The organism is Actinomadura sp. 7K534, from assembly GCF_004348575.1.
Taxonomy (GTDB): domain Bacteria; phylum Actinomycetota; class Actinomycetes; order Streptosporangiales; family Streptosporangiaceae; genus Spirillospora; species Spirillospora livida.
Map to the genome: position 1 here is coordinate 1 of NZ_SMKB01000149.1, position 17,862 is coordinate 17,862.

General features: G+C 71.1%; 14 protein-coding genes and 1 tRNA gene. 12 read left to right on the forward strand and 3 right to left on the reverse strand.

The features are described from left to right. From E1266_RS38175 to E1266_RS25010, 6 genes are all read left to right on the forward strand, one after another. Positions 1–845, forward strand: an 845-nt coding sequence (locus E1266_RS38175; RefSeq protein WP_165966198.1) for a hypothetical protein, incomplete at its 5' end; no start/stop codon positions are given. A 267-nt stretch (positions 846–1,112) separates the two neighbouring features. Beyond that, the gene (gene gltB, locus E1266_RS24990) at positions 1,113–5,696 is read left to right on the forward strand and encodes a glutamate synthase large subunit (RefSeq protein ID WP_132050938.1); all 4,584 of its coding nucleotides are present in this window, start codon (positions 1,113–1,115) and stop codon (positions 5,694–5,696) included. A gap of 17 nt (positions 5,697–5,713) precedes the next feature. Next, the gene (locus tag E1266_RS24995; RefSeq protein WP_132050940.1) at positions 5,714–7,177 is read left to right on the forward strand and encodes a glutamate synthase subunit beta; all 1,464 of its coding nucleotides are present in this window, start codon (positions 5,714–5,716) and stop codon (positions 7,175–7,177) included. Positions 7,178–7,339: 162 nt separating this feature from the next. Next, positions 7,340–7,810, forward strand: a complete 471-nt coding sequence (locus tag E1266_RS25000; protein WP_207945900.1) for a helix-turn-helix transcriptional regulator — start codon at positions 7,340–7,342, stop codon at positions 7,808–7,810. A 35-nt stretch (positions 7,811–7,845) separates the two neighbouring features. Beyond that, positions 7,846–8,298: a VOC family protein gene (locus E1266_RS25005; protein ID WP_132050942.1), complete on the forward strand. Its 453-nt coding sequence runs from the start codon at positions 7,846–7,848 to the stop codon at positions 8,296–8,298. A gap of 264 nt (positions 8,299–8,562) precedes the next feature. After that, positions 8,563–9,423: a hypothetical protein gene (locus tag E1266_RS25010; protein WP_132050945.1), complete on the forward strand. Its 861-nt coding sequence runs from the start codon at positions 8,563–8,565 to the stop codon at positions 9,421–9,423. 1 nt (position 9,424) lies between these two features. On the opposite strand, the gene E1266_RS25015 is transcribed toward E1266_RS25010, so the two are convergent. Then, positions 9,425–10,132, reverse strand: a complete 708-nt coding sequence (locus E1266_RS25015; protein ID WP_243718841.1) for a helix-turn-helix domain-containing protein — start codon at positions 10,130–10,132, stop codon at positions 9,425–9,427. Between the two features lie 64 nt (positions 10,133–10,196). Here E1266_RS25015 and E1266_RS25020 point away from each other — a divergent pair, with 64 nt between their 5' ends. The 3 genes from E1266_RS25020 to E1266_RS25030 all read left to right on the forward strand — a co-directional run bounded on the left by E1266_RS25020 (position 10,197) and on the right by E1266_RS25030 (position 13,925). Beyond that, the gene (locus E1266_RS25020; RefSeq protein ID WP_132050949.1) at positions 10,197–10,754 is read left to right on the forward strand and encodes a type 1 glutamine amidotransferase domain-containing protein; all 558 of its coding nucleotides are present in this window, start codon (positions 10,197–10,199) and stop codon (positions 10,752–10,754) included. A gap of 107 nt (positions 10,755–10,861) precedes the next feature. Further along, positions 10,862–12,292 (forward strand): pyruvate kinase, encoded by a 1,431-nt coding sequence (gene pyk, locus E1266_RS25025; protein WP_132050951.1) that lies wholly within the window; start codon positions 10,862–10,864, stop codon positions 12,290–12,292. A 247-nt stretch (positions 12,293–12,539) separates the two neighbouring features. Beyond that, positions 12,540–13,925: a sodium:alanine symporter family protein gene (locus tag E1266_RS25030; protein WP_132050953.1), complete on the forward strand. Its 1,386-nt coding sequence runs from the start codon at positions 12,540–12,542 to the stop codon at positions 13,923–13,925. Between the two features lie 59 nt (positions 13,926–13,984). On the opposite strand, the gene E1266_RS25035 is transcribed toward E1266_RS25030, so the two are convergent. Together E1266_RS25035 and E1266_RS25040 are read right to left on the reverse strand one after the other, a co-directional pair. Then, entirely contained in the window at positions 13,985–14,743 is a 759-nt protein-coding gene (locus tag E1266_RS25035; RefSeq protein ID WP_132050955.1) for a helix-turn-helix domain-containing protein, read from the reverse strand. Positions 14,744–14,884: 141 nt separating this feature from the next. After that, a tRNA-Leu gene (locus E1266_RS25040) sits at positions 14,885–14,971 on the reverse strand. 83 nt (positions 14,972–15,054) lie between these two features. Here E1266_RS25040 and E1266_RS25045 point away from each other — a divergent pair. From E1266_RS25045 to E1266_RS25055, 3 genes are all read left to right on the forward strand, one after another. Next, positions 15,055–15,663, forward strand: coding sequence for a response regulator (locus E1266_RS25045; RefSeq protein ID WP_221480799.1), 609 nt, complete (start codon positions 15,055–15,057; stop codon positions 15,661–15,663). 124 nt (positions 15,664–15,787) lie between these two features. Next, complete coding sequence (locus E1266_RS25050) at positions 15,788–17,095, forward strand: branched-chain amino acid ABC transporter permease (protein ID WP_132050957.1); 1,308 nt, start codon at positions 15,788–15,790, stop codon at positions 17,093–17,095. A gap of 12 nt (positions 17,096–17,107) precedes the next feature. After that, positions 17,108–17,862 (forward strand): branched-chain amino acid ABC transporter permease (locus tag E1266_RS25055; RefSeq protein ID WP_132050959.1); only part of this gene is annotated, 755 nt, incomplete at its 3' end.

Below are 17,862 nucleotides of genomic sequence, written 5' to 3' on the forward strand. Positions count from 1 at the left end.
AGACCGGCAAGAAGGCGGGCAAGGCGAAGCGGCGCGGGGGAGCGGGGAGGGCTCCGGTCCGGTCCGCGGCGCAGCCCCGGGCGGGGAAGCCGAAGGACGCGCCGCGCGGGAAGGGGCCGAAGCTCTACTTCGGCGCGGCCGCCGTGCTCGGTCTGGTCGTCCTGCTCGGCCTGGGGGCGGTGTTCGTGCTGCGCGGGGGCGACGAGCCCGCCGCGGACGACGCGGCGGGCACGCGGATCGGGACGCCGGCGGGGACCGGTCTCTCACCGGCCTCCTACTCCAGTTCGTCGTCGGCGTCGGCGTACTCGGGCATCGCGTCCCGCAAGGCCGACCCCGATCCGCTGACGATCGAGGAGGTGTTCCCGGCCTCGGCCGCCAAGGTGGCGGTCCCCGGCGGGGAAGTGCAGGTCAAGCTGCGCACCAAGCGCCTGGACGGCGACTGCGCCGACGCCGTGTGGGGCGCGACCGTGGGCGAGGTGCTCGGCGAGGGCGGCTGCACGCAGGCGGCACGCGGCATCTACTCCGGACCCCGGAACGGCTACGGCCTGGCCGTCGCGGTGTTCAACCTCTCCGGGACGGCGGAGGCGGACCGGTTCGTCGCGACGCTGGAGAAGACCATCGGCGCGGGCTTCGTCCGGCCGCTGGAGGCGCCCGCGCCGCTGGACGACTTCGGCCGCGGCTTCGGGATGGCGCGCGGCCTCGCCATGGGGCACTTCGCCGTGGTCACGTGGGCGCAGCGCCTGGACGGCAAGGGCGGCGCCGAGGACGAGGCGCTGCTGTCGCTGCTGATCGAGGGCGGCAAGAACCCGGCCGTGCTGGGCCGCGCCGCCCGCGCCTCGGACTGACCGGCGCACCGCAATTTTTCGGTAAACCCGATCACCCGGGTGACGATCGTCACCGCGGTCGCGGCCCTTTTCACCGGGGATCGAGCCGGTAACCTGGTCTAAACCACTGTGCGATGACGCTCGCCGATCCGTGCCCGGAAGTTTCGCGATCCGTGACACTCGGGCATGATCCCGGCAGTGATGTAATGTCATCTCACCCGCAGAAGGGCCAACGCCGTCCCGGACTGCACTGACATCAGCAGTGACACGACGACGACGGGAGGGTTGATGGCGACTGCTGCCTTCAGACCTGATGCCCGCACATCTGTTGCCGGCGACGGCCGGCCCGGAGCGCAGGGGCTGTACGACCCGGTGCACGAGCACGACGCCTGCGGCGTCGGGATGGTGGCGGACCTGCATGGCCGCAAGAGCCACGACATCGTGCAGAACGCCCTGACGGTCCTGCGGAACCTCGACCACCGCGGGGCGGTGGGCGCCGAGCCCGACGACGGCGACGGCGTGGGCATCCTCGTCCAGATCCCGGACGCGTTCTTCCGCGACGCCTGCGACTTCGCGCTCCCCGAGGCGGGCGCCTACGCGGCCGGCATCGCGTTCCTGCCCGCCGATGGCGAGGAGCGCGCCGCGGTGGTGGCCCACGTCGAGACGCTCTGCGCGGAGGAGGGCCTCGCGGTCCTCGGCTGGCGCGAGCTGCCGCACGACCCCGGCTTCACCGGCCCGGCCGCGCGCCGCGTCATGCCGCACTTCGCGCAGCTGTTCGTCGCCGCCGCCGAGGGCGGCCCGCACGCGGGCAAGACCGGCCTGGAACTCGACCGCGCCGTGTTCTGCATGCGCGAGCGCGCCGAGCAGGACGTGCGGGTCTACTTCCCGAGCCTGTCCAGCCGGACGATCGTCTACAAGGGGATGCTGACGACCCCGCAGCTGGAGCCGTTCTTCCCCGACCTGTCGGACCGCCGCTTCACCAGCGCGATCGCGCTCGTGCACTCGCGGTTCTCGACCAACACCTTCCCCGCCTGGGAACTCGCCCACCCGTACCGGTTCATCGCGCACAACGGCGAGATCAACACGGTGAAGGGCAACCGGAACTGGATGCGGGCCCGCGAGGCGCTGCTGAAGTCCGACCTGATCCCCGGCGACCTGTCCCGCGTCTACCCGGTGATCGACATCGAGGCCAGCGACACGGCGTCGTTCGACGAGTGCCTGGAGCTGCTGCACCTCGGCGGCCGGTCGCTGCCGCACGCGGTCCTGATGATGATCCCCGAGGCGTGGGAGAACCACGCCGAGATGGACGCCGACCGCCGCGCGTTCTACGAGTTCCACTCCACCCTGATGGAGGCGTGGGACGGCCCCGCCAGCGTCAGCTTCACCGACGGCACCGTCGTCGGCGCCGTCCTGGACCGCAACGGGCTGCGCCCCGGCCGGTACTGGGTGACCGACGACGGCCTCGTCGTCCTCGCCAGCGAGGCCGGCGTCCTCGACATCCCCGCGTCCAAGGTCGTCCGCAAAGGGCGGCTGCAGCCCGGCAAGATCTTCCTGGTGGACACCGCCGCCGGGCGGATCGTCGAGGACGACGAGGTCAAGGCCGAACTCGCCGCCGAGCACCCGTACGCCGAGTGGCTGCACGAGGGCCTGGTCCGGTTCGAGGAGCTGCCGCGGCGCGAGCGGGAGATCCCGACGCACGAGACGCTCGTCCGGCGGCAGCAGACGTTCGGCTACACCCTCGAAGAGCAGCGGATCATCCTGTCGCCGATGGCGAAGACGGGCGCCGAGCCGATCGGGTCGATGGGCACCGACACCCCCATCGCGGTGCTGTCCGAGCGGCCGCGGCTGCTGTTCGACTACTTCAAGCAGCAGTTCGCGCAGGTCACGAACCCGCCGCTGGACGCGATCCGCGAGGAGCTCGTCACCTCCCTGCAGTCCACGCTCGGCCCGGAGGGCAACCTCCTGGAGCCCGGCCCGGACTCGTGCCGCCGGCTCGTGCTCCCCACCCCGATCCTCGACAACGGCGAGCTCTCCAAGATCATCCACATCGACGACGAGGGGTCGCTGCCGCACCTGCACGCCCACGTCGTGCACGGGCTGTACGACGTCGCCGGCGGGGGAGAGGCCCTGGAGGCCCGCCTGGAGGAGATCAACTCCGAGGTGAGCCGCGCCATCGACGCCGGCGCCCGCATCATCGTGCTGTCGGACCGCGGCGCCGACTCGGCCCGCGCGGCGATCCCGTCGCTGCTGCTCACCGGGTCCGTGCACCACCACCTCATCCGGGAGAAGACCCGCACGCGGGTCGGGCTGGTCATCGAGACCGGCGAGGCCCGCGAGTGCCACCACATGGCGCTGCTCATCGGGTACGGCGCGTCCGCGATCAACCCGTACCTCGCGATCGAGACCGTCGAGGACCTCGTCCGCGGCGGCGTCATCGAGGGACTCCCGGCGGAGAAGGCCGTCCGGAACCTGGTGAAGGGCTACGGCAAGGGCGTCCTGAAGATCATGTCGAAGATGGGCGTGTCCACGGTCGCGTCCTACACCGGCGCGCAGATCTTCGAGGCGATCGGCCTCGGCGAGGACGTCGTGTCCCGCTGCTTCACCGGCACCATCTCCCGGCTCGGCGGCGTCGGCTTCGACGTGCTGGCCCGCGAGGTCGCCGCGCGGCACGCCCGCGCCTACCCGGCCGGCGGCAACGAGCTCCCGCACCGGACCCTCGAGGTCGGCGGCGAGTACCAGTGGCGCCGCGAGGGCGAGCCGCACCTGTTCAACCCGGACACGGTGTTCAAGCTCCAGCACGCCACCCGCACCCGCCGCTACGAGATCTTCAAGGAGTACAGCGCCAAGGTCGACTCGCAGGCCGAGCAGCTGATGACCCTCCGCGGCCTGTTCCGGCTGAAGGAGGGCGAGCGGCCGCCGGTGCCGATCGAGGAGGTCGAGCCCGCCTCGGAGATCGTCAAGCGGTTCTCGACCGGCGCGATGTCCTACGGCTCCATCTCCGCCGAGGCGCACGAGACCCTCGCGATCGCGATGAACCGGCTGGGCGGCAAGTCCAACACCGGCGAGGGCGGCGAGGACCCGGCGCGCTTCACCCCCGACGAGAACGGCGACCTGCGCCGCAGCGCCATCAAGCAGGTCGCGTCCGGGCGGTTCGGCGTCACCTCCGACTACCTCACCAACGCCGACGACATCCAGATCAAGATGGCGCAGGGCGCCAAGCCCGGCGAGGGCGGCCAGCTGCCCGGCCACAAGGTCTACCCGTGGATCGCCAAGACCCGGCACTCCACCCCCGGCGTCGGCCTCATCTCGCCGCCGCCGCACCACGACATCTACTCCATCGAGGACCTGGCGCAGCTCATCCACGACCTGAAGAACGCCAACCCGTCGGCGCGCGTGCACGTCAAGCTCGTCGCCGAGATGGGCGTCGGCACGGTCGCGGCCGGGGTGTCCAAGGCGCACGCCGACGTCGTCCTGATCTCCGGGCACGACGGCGGCACCGGCGCGTCCCCGCTGACCTCCCTCAAGCACGCGGGCACGCCCTGGGAGCTCGGCCTCGCCGAGACGCAGCAGACGCTGCTGCTGAACGGGCTGCGCGACCGCATCGTCGTGCAGACCGACGGGCAGATGAAGACCGGCCGCGACGTCGTCATCGCGGCGCTGCTCGGCGCCGAGGAGTACGGCTTCGCGACCGCGCCGCTGGTCGTGTCGGGCTGCATCATGATGCGGGTCTGCCACCTGGACACCTGCCCGGTCGGCGTCGCCACCCAGAACCCGGTGCTGCGGCAGCGGTTCGGCGGCAAGCCCGAGTTCGTCGTGAACTTCTTCGAGTTCGTCGCCGAGGAGGTCCGCGAGCACCTGGCGGCCCTCGGGTTCCGCTCGCTGGACGAGGCGATCGGGCACGTCGAGATGATCGACACCCGCGACGCCGTCGAGCACTGGAAGGCGTCCGGGCTGGACCTCAGCCCGATCCTGCACATGCCGGGGCACGCCGAGGGCGCCGCCCTCCACCGCGTCGCCGAGCAGGACCACGGCCTGGAGAAGGCCCTGGACAACACGCTCATCCAGCTCGCCGAGGGCGCGCTCGCGTACGGCGACAAGGTCACCCTCGACCTGCCGATCCGCAACGTCAACCGGACGGTCGGCACGATGCTCGGCCACGAGCTGACCAAGCGGCACGGCGGCGCGGGCCTGCCCGACGACACGATCGACGTCACCTTCACCGGCTCGGCGGGCAACTCGTTCGGCGCGTTCGTGCCGCGCGGCATCACGCTGCGGCTGGTCGGCGACGCCAACGACTACGTCGGCAAGGGCCTGTCCGGCGGGCGGCTCACGCTGCGCCCGCCCGCCGACGCCGGGTTCGCGGCCGAGGAGCAGATCATCGGCGGCAACGTCATCCTGTACGGCGCCACGTCCGGCGAGCTGTTCGCCCGCGGCATCGTCGGCGAGCGGTTCTGCGTCCGCAACTCCGGCGCCACCGCCGTCGTCGAGGGCGTCGGCGACCACGCCTGCGAGTACATGACCGGCGGCCGCGCGGTGATCCTCGGCCGCACCGGGCGCAACCTCGCGGCCGGCATGTCCGGCGGCATCGCCTACGTCCTGGACCTGGTGCCCGAGCGGGTCAACGGCGAGATGGTCGACCTGGAGCCCCTCGACGCCGACGACCTCGGCTTCGTCCGGGACCTCGTCGCCCGGCACCTGGCCGAGACCGGGTCGCCGGTCGCGCGCCGCCTGCTGGACGGCTGGGACGCCGCCGCCGCCCGCTTCACCAAGATCATGCCCAGGGACTACCGCCGCGTCCTCGACGCCATGGCCAAGGCCGAGGCCGAGGGACGCGACGTCGACGAGGCCGTCATGGCCGCCGCGCAGAGCTGAGAGAGGGGGACATCCCTATGGCTGACCCGAAGGGTTTCCTGACCGTCGGGCGGGAGCTCCCGAAGCGGCGCCCCGTCGACGTGCGCATCCGGAGCTGGTCCGAGGTCTACGAGGACTTCGGCCGCGACCGGCTGGAGAAGCAGGCGAGCCGCTGCATGGACTGCGGCATCCCGTTCTGCCACCAGGGCTGCCCGCTCGGCAACCTCATCCCCGAATGGAACGACCTCGTCTACCGGCGGGACTGGCAGGAGGCCATCGAGCGGCTCCACGCCACCAACAACTTCCCGGAGTTCACCGGGAGGCTGTGCCCGGCGCCGTGCGAGAGCGCCTGCGTCCTCGGCATCAACCAGGACCCGGTCGCCATCAAGCGGGTCGAGGTCGAGATCATCGACCGGGCGTTCGCGGAGGGCTGGGTGCGCCCGCGGCCGCCCGCCGTCAAGACCGGGAAGACCGTCGCGGTCGTCGGCTCCGGGCCCGCCGGCCTCGCCGCCGCCCAGCAGCTCACCCGCGCCGGCCACGACGTCACCGTCTACGAGCGCGCGGACCGGATCGGCGGCCTGCTCCGCTACGGCATCCCCGAGTTCAAGATGGAGAAGCGGCACCTCGACCGGCGCCTCGCCCAGATGCGCGCCGAGGGCACCGAGTTCAAGACCTCGGTGAACGTCGGCGTCGACGTCAGCGCCGACGACCTGCGCGCCCGGCACGACGCCGTCGTCCTCGCCGGCGGCGCCACCGCCTGGCGCGACCTGCCCGTCCCCGGACGCGAGCTCAACGGCGTCTACCAGGCGATGGAGTACCTGCCCCCGTCCAACCGGGCGCAGGAGGGCGACTACGCGGAGTCGCCGATCTCCGCGAAGGGCAAGCACGTGGTGGTCATCGGCGGCGGCGACACCGGCGCCGACTGCATCGGCACCGCGATCCGGCAGGGCGCCGCCTCGGTCACCCAGCTGGAGATCATGCCGCGGCCGCCGGAGACCCGCCCCGACGCCCAGCCCTGGCCGACCTACCCGATGCTGTTCAAGGTGGAGAGCGCCCACGAGGAGCTCGCGGACATGGGCGGCGACCGCGTCTACGCCGTGTCCACCACCGAGTTCGCCGGGGACGGGGACGGCAACGTCCGCGCCCTGCGGATCGTGGAGGTCGGCGGCCCGGAGACCGGCTTCCAGCCCGTCGCGGGCACCGAGCGGGAGATCCCGGCCGAGCTGGTCACCCTCGCCATGGGCTTCCTCGGCCCGGAGCGCGAGGGGCTCCTCGAACAGCTCGGCGTCGACCTCGACCAGCGCGGCAACGTCGTCCGCGACGCCGACTACAAGACGTCGGTGGACGGCGTGTACGCCGCGGGGGACATGGGACGCGGCCAGTCGCTGATCGTGTGGGCCATCGCGGAGGGACGCGCCGCCGCGCGCGGCGTCGACGCCCACCTCACCGGCCGCACCGACCTGCCCTACCCGATCCCGCCGACGGCGCGTCCGATCGCCTGAGCCGCCGGCGAAGACCGGAGACGGAGGCCGGGAGACGGAGGCCGGGAGACGAAGAGCCGGGAGACGAAGAGCCGGAGACGAAGAGCCGGAGACGAAGAGCCCGGAGACGAAGGCCCCGGAGGCGCGCTGCCTCCGGGGCCTTCGGTGTGCCAGCATCGGCGCATGGGAACCGCGCCGTCCACACCCGACACCGGGCTGCTGCGCCGCATGCGGCTCGCCAGGGACACCATGGACCGCGACTGGGCCGAACCGCTCGACGTCGCCGCCGTCGCCGCGGTCGCCGGCTACTCGCGCTACCACTTCGTCCGGCTGTTCCGCGACGTCTACGGCGAGACCCCCGGCGCCTACCTCGCCCGGCGCCGCATCGAACGCGCCCAGGACCTGCTGCGCAACGCGAACCTCACCGTCACCGAGATCTGCATGCTCGTCGGCTTCACCAGCCTCGGCACGTTCTGCACCCGCTTCAAGGAGCAGGTGGGGATGACGCCCACCGAGTTCCGCGGCCGCGCCCGCACCGCCGGCGCCGCCGCGATCCCCGGCTGCTTCGTGCTGCTGTGGGCCGGCGGCTTCCGCGCGGACGGTCCCGGCACCGGCGCAACAATCGAGAAGGCCGCCCGGCGACGGCCCTCCTAGGGTGGAGGAAACACCTGGTCAGAAGGGGAATCAACATGATCACTAAGCTGGGGCTGGCCACGATCTGGGTGCTCGACCAGGACTCGGCGAAGCGGTTCTTCACCGAGAAGCTCGGCCTGGAGGTCCGCGACGACATGACCCTCGGTGAGGGCGGCATGCGCTGGCTCACGCTCGGCGCCAAGGACCAGCCCGACCTCAGCCTCACCCTCATGGTGCCCGGCCCGCCCAGCATGGACCCCGAGTCCGCGGCGCAGATGAGGGCGCTCATCGCCAAGGGCGTCCTCGGCGCCGGGGCGTTCACCACCGACGACTGCCAGGGCGACTACGAGGCCATGTCCGCCAAGGGCGTCGAGTTCGTGCAGAAGCCCGAGAAGCGCCCCTACGGCATCGAGGCCGTCTTCCGCGACGACTCCGGCTGCTGGTACAGCCTCACCCAGCCCTCCGAGAAGCTCGACGAGACCGTGCCCTGGAACGACTGCGCCTCCTGACCCGCCGCCGCTCCGCGGCCGCGCTTCCGCGTCCCGACTTGTGGTCTCGGAGCCGGTCGGCTACGGTCCCGCCAAGGTTCACGGTGCGGCGACCGCCGGGCGGTGCCCGCCGCGCCGCCGTGGGCCGCGCGCTCCCGCACCCGCACGCGGGACACCAAGGGTCCGGCCACCCACCGCTGGGGTGGCCGGACCGACCGCGCACCGCTTCACGCGTGTCCGTTTCCTGCAAGACCGGCCGCGAGCGGCCGACCTACAGTCGGGTCCATGAACGTCCTGGACGACTCCGACCTCGCCCGCGCCGCCGACTTCATGCGGCGCAACGCCCGCCTCATCGACCGGCACCGGTTCGCCCTGCACTTCCGCGGCGGGCCTCCCGGCCCCGTCCTCCAGGCACTCCGCGCGTACGAGAACCCCGACGGCGGCTACGGGCACGCACTCGAACCCGACCTGCGCGGCGAAGGCAGCCAGCCCGTCCCCGCGCAGCACGCCCTGGAGTTCCTGCACGAGGCCGGAGCGGACGACGACCCGGCCGTCGCGCGCATCGCCGACTACCTGGCGTCCATCACCCGCGCCGGCGGGGCAGTGCCGTTCGTCCTGCCGACCGTCCGCGGCACCCCGCACGCCCCCTGGTGGCAGGCGCCCGACGACCCGCCCGGCAGCATCAACCCGACCGCGACGCTCGCCGGGCTCCTCCACCGCGCCGGATCGGACCACCCCTGGCTCGAACCCGCCACCGCGTTCTGCTGGCGGTACCTGGAGGCGCCCGGCACCGGGCTCGGAGCGTACGACGTCCTCGCGATCCTCACCTTCCTCGACCACGTGCCCGACCGCGACCGCGCCGAAGCCGCCTTCACCCGGCTCCGCGACCCCCTCGACGCCCACGCGCACAGCGACCACCACGGCCCGCTCGACTTCGCGCCGGACCCCGGCGGATACGGACGCCGCCTCTTCACCGCCGACGTCCTCGACCGCGAACTAGACGCCCTCATCGGCGCCCGGCACGACGACGGCGGCTGGGACGTCGGCTTCCCCATCTGGACCCCGGTCACCCGCCCCGAATGGCGCGGCTTCACCACCGTCGAAACGCTGCGGACGCTGCGCGCCTACGGCAGGCTCAAGCCCTAGCTCACAGCAGGTTCCGGACGGGCTCGCCCGCCAGCGCCCGCACCTCGTGCGCGAAGTGCGCCTGGTCGGCGTAGCCCGCCGCGAACGCCGCGTCCGCCAGCGGCTCGCCCGCCCGCGCCAGCCGCAGCGCCCGCTGGAAGCGCAGCACCCGCTGCAGCGTCTTCGGCCCGTACCCGAACGCCGCCAGGGACCGCCGGCGGAGCTGCCGCTCGCTGAGGCCGAGCCGGTCCGCCACGTCCCGCACCGAACCGCCGGCCGGGCCCGCCGCCGGGCCGCCGGCGAGGCCCGCCACCACCACCGGGACCACCGGGTCCGCCGGGCGCATCCGCTCCCGTACCGCCGCCACCAGCGCGCCGCGCCGGTCGGGCGCCGCCGCGACGGCCTCCGCCAGCCGGTCGGCCTCCCCGCCCCACAGGTCCCGCAGCGGCACCCGGCCGTCCCGGATCGCGTCCGCCGGGACGCCCAGCACCGGCGGCGCCGTCCCCGGCCCGAACCGGACCGCCACGGTCGACTCGCCCGGCCGCACGGTGGCCGGGACGGGCCCCGTGTCCGGACCCGCCACGAGGATCCCCGACTCCGACCACATCACGTCCACGCACCCGTCGGGCACGACACGCTGCGTGAACGGCTCGGCGCCCCGGGGGAGCGCCGCCGTCCACGAGCACGCCAGCCCCGGCTCCTGGTACTCGCGATAGCCGGTGGGGTTCACCTCTCCTGCATACCACCCGCGCTTCCGGGCAAGGCACATAACCACCGATAACTGGAGGAAAGCCATGTCGAGCAAGGATCTCGAGGGCAAGAGCATCGCGTTCCTCTGCGCCCCCGAAGGCACCGAGCAGGTCGAGCTCACCGAACCCTGGGCGGCCGTCGAGCAGGCCGGCGGCACGCCCCGCCTGGTCTCCACCCAGTCCGGCCGCCTCCAGGCGTTCGACCACCTGGACAAGGCCGACACCTTCCCCGTCGACACCACCGTCGAGGTCTCCGACCACAACGAGTTCGACGGCCTCCTGCTGCCCGGCGGCGTCGCCAACCCGGACTACCTGCGCATGCAGCCCAAGGCCGTGGAGTTCGCCCGGTCCTTCTTCGAGGCGGGCAAGCCCGTCGCGGTCATCTGCCACGCCTCATGGACGCTCATCGAGGCCGACGTCGTGCGCGGCCGCACCATGACCTCCTTCCCGAGCGTCCGGACCGACCTGCGCAACGCGGGCGCGACCTGGGTCGACGAAGAGGTGAGGGTGTGCGAGGACGGGCCGAACGTGCTCGTCAGCAGCCGGAAGCCGGACGACCTGAAGGCGTTCTGCCGGGCCGCCGTCGAGGCGTTCAAACGATGAGGGCCGAATGTGGTCTAGACCTCTGACCTAGACCAATCGGTGGACCCGTGGCGACCATGTCCTGCGCGAATATCCGTACCCGCTAGTAACTAAGTACGGTTGTGCACGTGACCCGTCGAGCGAAGATCGTCAGCACCATCGGCCCGGCCTGCTCCAGCACCGAGCAGATCAACGCCCTCGTCGAAGCCGGCATCGACGTCGCCCGGCTCAACATGAGCCACGGCGACCATGCCGTCCACGAAGAGGTCTACCACCGCATCAGGGCCGCCGCCGACGCCACCGGGCGCGGCGTCGGCATCCTCGCGGACCTCCAGGGCCCCAAGATCCGCATCGGACGCTTCCCCGACGGACCGGTACGCCTCACCCTCGGCGACGAGTTCACCATCACCACCGACGACGTCCCCGGCACCCGCCGCGAGGTCTCCACCACCTACCAGGGGCTGCCGGGCGACGTCGGCCCGGGCGACGCCATCCTCATCGACGACGGCCGCGTCGCCCTCAAGGTCACCGCCGTCGACGGCCCCCGCGTCCAGACCACCGTCACCGTCGGCGGCATGGTCTCCGACAACAAGGGCCTCAACCTCCCCGGCGTCCCGGTCAGCGTCCCCGCCCTCACCGAAAAGGACGAGCAAGACCTCCGCTGGGCCCTCCGCCTCGGCGTCGACCTCGTCGCCCTCTCCTTCGTCCGCACCCCCGCCGACGCCGACATCTGCTACCAGATCATGGAAGAGGAGGGCGTCCGCGTCCCCCTCATCGGCAAGATCGAGAAACCGCAGGCCGTCGAACGCCTCCCCGAGATCGTCGCCGCCTTCGACGGCATCATGGTCGCCCGCGGCGACCTCGGCGTCGAACTCCCCCTCGAACAGGTCCCGATGGTCCAGAAGCGCGCCATCGAACTCTGCCGCGAGAAGGCCCGCCCCGTCATCGTGGCGACCCAGATGCTCGAATCCATGATCTCCGCGCCGCGGCCCACCCGCGCCGAGACCTCCGACGTCGCCAACGCCGTCTTCGAAGGCGCCGACGCCGTCATGCTCTCCGGTGAGACCAGCGTCGGCCAGTACCCCATCGAATCCGTCCTCACGATGAGCCGCATCGTGCAGACCGCCGAGCAGGCCGCACTCCAGGCCACCCACACCCTCGAACGCATCCCCGAGACCGTCGGCGGCGCCATCGCCCGCGCCGCCGCCGAGGTCGGCGCCATCGTCGGCGCCGAAGCCCTCGCCGCCTTCACCATGTCCGGCGAGACCGCCCGCCGCCTGTCCCGCTACCGCTCGCCGATCCCGCTGCTCGCCTTCACCTCCGTCCCCGCCGTCCGGGGCCGCCTCGCCCACGTCTGGGGCGTCGAGACGTTCATCGTCCCCCACGCCGACCACACCGACGCCATGTTCGGCCAGGTCGAACAGGCCCTCCTCGAGATCGGCCGCGTCCAGAAGGGCGACAAGGTCGTCGTCGTCGCCGGCTCACCCCCCGGCACCACCGGCTCCACCAACCTGCTGCGCGTCCACGCCATCGGCGACGCCATCACCGTCCACACCTGAGCACCCACCAGGCCAACCACCCAGCCGGGCACCGCGCGAACCGCACCCTCGCGCGGTGCCCGGCCCCTTTCCGCCCGGTCACCGTCAGGTCTCGATTCCACCTCGCTCCGAAAACGCGGCCCACCAGGGTCAAGACCCGAGAAAAGTGGAAGGACGATCTCGTAACGGGTGATCGAGGCCCCTTCTCACAGGGCGGCCCGTCACCTACGGTCCGGATGTTCGAGCCGCTCCCCTGATCGGTGGTGTAATGGACGTCGACGAATTCTTGGGTGATGCCAGCAGCTTCATCTGGGGCCCCTGGCTCCTGATCCCGCTGCTACTGCTCACCGGCCTCTACCTGACCCTTCTCCTCCGCGGCCTCCAGGTCCGGCACTTCCGCCTCGCCTTCCGCCTCGCCTTCCGGAAATCCGACACCGAGGCCGAAGGCGACATTACCCATTACCAGGCCCTCTCCACCGCCCTCGCCGCGACCGTCGGCGTCGGCAACATCGCCGGTGTCGCGACCGCCATCGCCCTGGGCGGCCCCGGCGCCGTCCTGTGGATGTGGTTCACCGGCATGGTCGGCATGGCCACCAAGTACAGCGAGGCGTTCCTCGGCGTCCGCTTCCGCCGCACCGACGCCGCCGGCGAACAGGGCGGCGGCCCCATGCACTACCTCCGGCACGGCATCAAGGGCCCGGTCGGCCTGATCCTCGGCGGCTTCTTCGCCGTCGCCGGCGCCCTCGCCGCGTTCGGCATCGGCAACATGACCCAGGCCAACACCGTCGCCGCCAACGTCGAGGAGGAATGGGGCCTCGACCCCGTCATCACCGGCGTGATCATCACCGTGCTCGCCGGCGCCGTCATCCTCGGCGGCATCAAGAGCATCGGCCGCTTCACCAGCGCCTTCGTGCCCGTGATGATCGTCCTCTACATCGTCGGCGCCGCGGCCGTGCTGGCCTTCAACCTGGACGAGATCCCCGCCGCGCTCGGCACCATCTTCACCGACGCGTTCACCGGCACCGCCGCCACCGGCGGGTTCGTCGGAGCCGGCGTCGCCGCCGCGATCCAGTACGGTGTCGCCCGCGGCATCTTCTCCAACGAGTCCGGCCTCGGCACCGGCGGCATCGCCGCCGCCGCCGCGAAGACCTCCCACCCGGTCCGGCAGGCCCTGGTGTCGATGACCCAGACCTTCATCGACACCCTCGTCGTGGTCAGCTTCACCGCGCTGACCATCGTCATCACCGGCGTGTGGAAGGACGCCGGCGAGGACGAGGCCGCCGCCTTCACCGCCCGCGCGTTCGACGAGGGCCTGCCCGGCGACTGGGCCAGCGTCATCGTCACGCTGAGCGTCATCTTCTTCGCGTTCTCCACGCTGCTCGGCTGGTCCTACTACGGGGACCGCTGCGTGGAGTTCCTGTTCGGACGCAAGGCGGTCCTGCCCTACCGCCTCATCTTCATCATCATCATCTACGTCGGCGCCACCACGACGCTCACCACCGTCTGGACCTTCTCGGACGTGATGAACGGCCTCATGGCGCTGCCCAACCTGATCGGCCTGCTGATCCTGTCCCCGCTCATCTACCGGGAGACCCGCGACTACTTCCGCGACCGGCCGAAGGAGGAACCGGCCTCCGAGACCGTCGCCAAGTAGCCGGCACGGACACCGAGGCGACGCCGGGCCCGACCTGGGCCCGGCGTCGCCCCGCCCGCTCAGTACTTCGGCCCGACGAACTCATCCAGCCGCGCCACCGCCTCCCGCTTCGCGACCGACAGATTTCTCTTGTTCATCTGCGTCCACGCGATTCCCAGCCGATCCAGGGCGTCCGTGAAGAGCCCTTGGATGTCCAGCGAGGCGTTGCTGAAGTTGTAGCGCGGGTACTCGTGCCAACGGTCCCCGCCTTTGGTCTGCCGCCGTACCCGGTTGATGACGCGGCAGCCATCGGAGTGGATAAGGCCCCGGACGAACTCCTCTGAGCACTCTTCCACGATCTTCTGCTGCCAGCCCGCCAGCTCGATCTTGCGGTCGTGCTTGCGCCCCGGTCCGTGCTGCGGGAAAAGGCACGGCAGATGCTTGGAGTAGACACCGACGTTCGTGCACCCCGTGATCTTCCGGCGTCCCACCTTGTGGTCGGGCATCACTTTGGCGACCGCCTCTGCGGCTTCGTCGATGAGGCCGGGCCAGGCGTCGGCGCAGGCGATCTCGAGCCGGTAGACGCCCTCGCGGTGGGTCGTGGCGATGTGACCGTCCCCGAGGTAGAGGCCGAGGAGATAGGAGTAGCGCCGGCCGTCGAGTTCTCGGCCATGACAGCGGGGGCAGAGCGACCTTCTGGACGCTGCTTCCGTGCCGGGATGTTTCCGCCAATACCCCAAGGTCGATAGCGGAACTCCGGTCTGACGATGGACTTCGGCGAGCGTCAAGCCCGAACTGAGCAGGCGCCTCGCGAGTTGACGTGTTGTTGGGTCATGCATGCCCGCATGATGGCGCCGAGCACTGACAGTTCCGGAACGGTCACCTTCGGTGGTGAAAGAGGTGGCCGCCCGGCTCCCACGTCAGGAGTGGTGGGCTCGGTCTTCGCCGTGCCTCGCCGCCGATGGGGCAAGGCTGGTCGATGGTGCCGGGAGCGGGACTCGAACCCGCACGCCCTTTCGGACAAATCCTTTTGAGGGATCAATGTCTGCCAATTCCATCATCCCGGCTTTATTTGGACATGTCCCCTATGTCCAGTTAGCTGCCCCGGTGAGGGGCGGCCCAGACCAGGGTAGCGGGTTTCGGTAGGCTCTTGGGCGTGGAGAGTACGCGGCGGGTCGTGATCGCGGAAGACGAGGCCCTGATCAGGCTTGACCTGAAGGAGATGCTTCAGGAGGACGGCTACGAGGTCGTCGGGGAGGCCGGGGACGGCGAGGCGGCCGTGCGGCTGGCCGGCGAGCTGAAGCCGGACCTCGTGATCCTCGACGTCAAGATGCCGATCCTGGACGGGATCTCGGCGGCGGAGCGGATCTCCGCCGACCGGATCGCGCCGGTGGTGATCCTCACGGCGTTCTCCCAGCGCGAACTCGTCCAGCGGGCCACGGACGCGGGTGCGATGGCCTACCTGGTCAAGCCGTTCTCCAAGACCGACCTCGCGCCCGCGATCGAGATGGCGGTGAGCCGGTACACCGAGCTGCGCGCGCTGGAGGCCGAGGTCGCGGGACTGCAGGAACGGCTCGAGACCCGCAAGGTGGTCGATCGGGCCAAGGGGCTGCTGCAGGAGGCCCACGGGTGGTCCGAGCCGGAGGCGTTCCGGTGGATCCAGAAGGCCTCGATGGACCGTCGCCTGACGATGCGCGCCGTAGCCGATACCGTCGTCGAGGAGCTCTCCCGCCAGCGGCAACGTCCTGACCTGGGCTGACGCTAGTCCGTTCTGTCACGTTCTGCGAACGATTCGTTCACGACTCCGCTCCTGCGGCCGACCCTTTAACAGTGCTTCGCTACGCTCGCCACACATTTCCTGATGTGCGAGTAAAGGAGCCTGTGTGCGCCGAACACTGGCGGCCGCCCTGCTCGCGCTCGCCGCGATCCTGCTGGTCACCCCGGCGGCGTTCGCGGCTGAGGGCGAGGCATTGGCAGGCACGGTGCGAGGTCCCGACCGCAAACCGGTCGCGGACATCGTGATCAAGGTCCAACAGGGCGAGAAGGAGGTCGGCGAAGCCACGACCGGGGCCGACGGCAAGTGGCGCGTCGAGGTCCCCGGGCCGGGGCGCTACGACGTCAGCCTCGATGTCGGGAGCCTCCCGCAAGGAGTGGTGCCGCGCCGCCAAGGAGGCGAGAAGCTCAGCGCCATCTCGGTCACCGAGGGCCAGGAGCGGAACGTGCTGTTCCCGCTGGCCGCCGCGGGCCAGGCCGGCCAGGGGGCGGACGGCGGAGCCGGCGCCCCCCAGGCCGATACGGGCCCGGGGACGGGTGAGCGGTTCCTCCAGCTGCTGCTGGAGGGCGTCCGGTTCGGCGCCATCATCGCGATCACCTCGGTCGGACTGTCGCTGATCTTCGGGACCACCAAGCTGGTGAACTTCGCCCACGGCGAGATGGTGACGCTGGGCGCGGTGATCGCCTGGTTCCTGAACCTGCAGGGGCCCTCCTGGCAACTGGTGCCGGCGACCTTGGTGGCGGTGGTCGCCGGGGTCGGCATAGGAGGGGCCATCGAACGGGGCATCTGGCAGCCACTACGGCGGCGCGGAGTGGCGCTGATCCAGATGTTCATCGTGTCGATCGGCCTGGCCCTGCTCATCCGGCACGGCGTCCAGGTGTGGTTCGGCGCGGTGGCGCAGCCCTACAACGACTACCAGATCCAGGAGCGGCTCTCGTGGGGCCCGCTGTCGATCACGCCGCGGGACCTGACGATCATCGTCATCTCCTTCGCGGTGCTGGTCCTGGTGGGGCTGGGGCTGCAGCGCACCCGCATCGGGAAGGCGATGCGCGCGGTGGCCGACAACCGCGACCTCGCGGAGTCGTCGGGCATCGACGTCTCCCGGGTGATCTTGTACGTGTGGATGCTGGCGGGCGGTCTCGCGTCGCTCGGCGGGGTCTTCTACGGCGTCAGTGAGAACGTCTCGTTCAACATGGGGTTCCGATTGCTGCTGCTGATGTTCGCCGCCGTGATCCTCGGCGGGCTGGGCACCGCGTACGGCGCGATCGCGGGGAGCCTGGTCGTGGGGATCGTGGCGCAGGTGTCCACGCTGTGGCTCCCGGTGGAGCTGCAGAACGCGTGGGCGCTGGTGGTGCTCATCCTCGTACTCCTGTTCCGGCCTCAGGGGATCCTGGGCCGCGCGGAACGAGTCGGATAGGGGGCGCGGCACATGGACATCATCGACATTCTCCTTTCCGCGCTCCGCGGGGCGTTCGCCCCCGAGGCGGCGGTGTACGCGCTTGCGGCCATCGGCCTCAACGTCCACTTCGGTTACACGGGCCTGCTGAACTTCGGCCAGGTGGGCTTCATGCTGGTGGGGGCCTACGGCCTGGCGATCAGTGTGAGCACGTTCGGCTGGCCGATGTGGGTCGGCGTACTGGTCGGCCTGCTGTGCGCGGCGGTGCTGGCGCTGCTGCTGGGCCTGCCGACCCTGCGATTGCGGGGGGACTATCTGGCGATCGTGACGATCGCGGCGGCCGAGATCATGCGGCTGGTGTACCGGGCGGAGTTCGCCAACGACGTGACCGGCAGCGTGTACGGGCTGCAGCAGTTCGCGAACCCGTTCTTCGAGCTCAATCCGATTCCGACGGGTTCGTACGGGGTGGGGCGGTTCTCCTACTCCGAGCGTGACCTGTGGGTGATGCTGCTGGGCTGGACGCTGGTAGCGGTCGTGGCGCTCATGGTGTACCTGCTGGTGCACAGCCCGTGGGGCCGGGTCCTGAAGGGGATCCGGGAGGACGAGGACGCGGTCCGCGCGCTCGGCAAGAACGTCTTCGGCTTCAAGATCCAGAGCCTGCTGATCGGCGGTGTGATCGGCGGCCTGGCCGGTGTGATGTTCGCGATCGGCTTCCAGTCGGTGCAGCCGGACACGTTCAACCCCGAGATCACGTTCTTCCTGTGGACGGTGCTGCTGATGGGCGGGGC

Excerpts from the sequence above, each read along its gene's own strand:
- gltB (WP_132050938.1), top strand. The coding sequence starts at position 1,113 with ATGGCGACTGCTGCCTTCAGACCTGATGCCCGCACATCTGTTGCCGGC.
- E1266_RS24995 (WP_132050940.1), top strand. The coding sequence starts at position 5,714 with ATGGCTGACCCGAAGGGTTTCCTGACCGTCGGGCGGGAGCTCCCGAAG.
- E1266_RS25000 (WP_207945900.1), top strand. The coding sequence starts at position 7,340 with ATGGGAACCGCGCCGTCCACACCCGACACCGGGCTGCTGCGCCGCATG.
- E1266_RS25005 (WP_132050942.1), top strand. The coding sequence starts at position 7,846 with ATGATCACTAAGCTGGGGCTGGCCACGATCTGGGTGCTCGACCAGGAC.
- E1266_RS25010 (WP_132050945.1), top strand. The coding sequence starts at position 8,563 with ATGAACGTCCTGGACGACTCCGACCTCGCCCGCGCCGCCGACTTCATG.
- E1266_RS25020 (WP_132050949.1), top strand. The coding sequence starts at position 10,197 with ATGTCGAGCAAGGATCTCGAGGGCAAGAGCATCGCGTTCCTCTGCGCC.
- E1266_RS25030 (WP_132050953.1), top strand. The coding sequence starts at position 12,540 with ATGGACGTCGACGAATTCTTGGGTGATGCCAGCAGCTTCATCTGGGGC.
- E1266_RS25035 (WP_132050955.1), bottom strand. The coding sequence starts at position 14,743 with ATGCATGACCCAACAACACGTCAACTCGCGAGGCGCCTGCTCAGTTCG.